At 46.7% G+C, this 1,825-nt stretch carries 1 protein-coding gene; it reads right to left on the bottom strand.

Annotated features, from left to right (window positions below):
* Positions 1-192: 192 nt before the first annotated feature.
* Positions 193-1,803: a hypothetical protein gene (locus D0T60_RS18360; protein WP_163219919.1), complete on the bottom strand. Its 1,611-nt coding sequence runs from the start codon at positions 1,801-1,803 to the stop codon at positions 193-195.
* Positions 1,804-1,825: the final 22 nt, after the last annotated feature.

The following is a 1,825-nucleotide window of genomic DNA, read 5'->3' as shown; positions in this document are numbered from 1 at the left end:
TTGTCGTTCGAACAACTTGTTAAGCCCATTGTCAGGGCTGCGATAGTCATCATCGCATACTTAAAATTTACTTTCATGTTTTAAAAAAATTAGTTAATAAAAAAACGGTTATTATATTTAAGTTATTACCCCTCCGTCGGCGGAGCCGACACCTCCCCTCAACGAGAGGAGGCGTTTTGGCCGGTGGGGTGGTTAAATCAATTGATATTTCTTCGCCAGCTCAGCAATTTCCGGATCTTTCTCCATTCGAAAAATCTTATCTTCGTCCATCTCCAGCGCTTTTTTCAGGTGCATAATTGCTTCCTGCTCATTCTTTAACCTGCAATTGAGTATCGCATTTAAATAATGTGTTTGTGCTGTGTGTGGTAACTGCTTGAGCAGTTTGCAAGCTTCCCGGTTATAACCGGCACATGTTAAGGTTAAGGCTGTATTGTAATCTTTGTAATCCTTGAATATGTTAATCGCCCTTGCGTATTCCCTTTTTCTTAGTAGCTGCAACGCAAATGCATATTCCTTGCGTGCTTCCTCCGTAAACGCCGGGTTTGCTAATAGATTCGGGTCTGCCAGCTCGTCCAGCGAAGAGATTACATACGTTAGCGTATCTGTATGCTGCAAGTAGCTGCTGCGGTCTGTTGCACTTATCAGGTTCTTTAGTGTCACTTTCAGCGTTCGTAGCCCCTCCTTTACCGGATACCGCTTGGTGTATCGGTAAGTAAACGGCTGCCCTGCGGGTAATACGATGTTGTAATGCGCATCGGGGCGGTACGGATACGGTACCAGCTGTTCGAACATGGCATCCTTGCGAGCCGTGCGCAGCTCATTGATGGCAATATGATCTCTTTGTAAATAGTTGTCTACCAACTTAATAGAGTCTTGCTCTTCCGGTAGGGTAGGTTGCACATCCTCCGGTCGCCATCCTTGCAAATGCACCTCCTGGTATTTGGCGGGTACCGATGCCAGCGTAATCTTTTTGCGGGTGCTGTACGCCTGTTCCAGTCTCTTGCATTTTTTTCGATACGCTTTTCCTGCGGTTGCCGTATCTTTACCCGCAATGCGGCAACGCACCAACTCGTTTTCGTAATTTCTTTTGGCCACTTCCAACTCATGTTGCAGCTTATGCCCTTGCAATAAGTTCTCCCGGGCAAACTCCTCCTCTTTGGCATATCGCCACTGCCAGTACTCTACCACCAATGCCCATTTGCTGTAATAATTCTCCAGGCTACTTTTCCGTTGGTGACGAATGTCCTTTGTCAACCCTTTGCGGTCTACGAAAGCGGTATCATACCCCGAGGGGTCTATCAGGGAAGCGATATACGCATCGTAGACCTTGTAGTCCTCTTCCTGTTTGCTTACGAAGTTCTTTCCCCGTATCACTACATCTTCGAGCTTCACCAGCGAGTCGTTATATAAAAGTTCCGGGCTTAGGCATAGCTGGTAGTCGTCTGCCACAAAAGCAGGCGGTACCCCAATCACAAAATCAATATCCACATACCCTTCTCTTACCGGTGTAAACCGCGTTCTGGATGTAACCTTCACCTCGGGCAGTGCATACACCTGTGTGGTATCGAGCTTCATCGCCGGGTTGTTTCCGATAAGTGCTTCTTCTTCCTCTTGCGGCACTAAGGTATACGTTACCTGCTCTCCCAACACTTGTCCGGCGGTATGCTTCCCTCCGTCGAGGTGGGTGATGCTGATGCGCTCCCTTTCCAGGAAGAGTCGCTCCGTCAAGTGCTTGTGCGAGGTAGTGGCACAAGAAATGAAGAGAAGAGTTAATAAAATCAATATGTAGATATTACGATTCATTTATTTTTCAATGTTCAATATT

This window comes from Bacteroides sp. 224 (assembly GCF_010500995.1).
In the GTDB taxonomy this organism is placed as follows: Bacteria; Bacteroidota; Bacteroidia; order Bacteroidales; family Bacteroidaceae; genus Bacteroides.
Note: the sequence above shows the minus strand (reverse complement) of the source record. Positions and strands in the feature narration are given on the sequence as shown.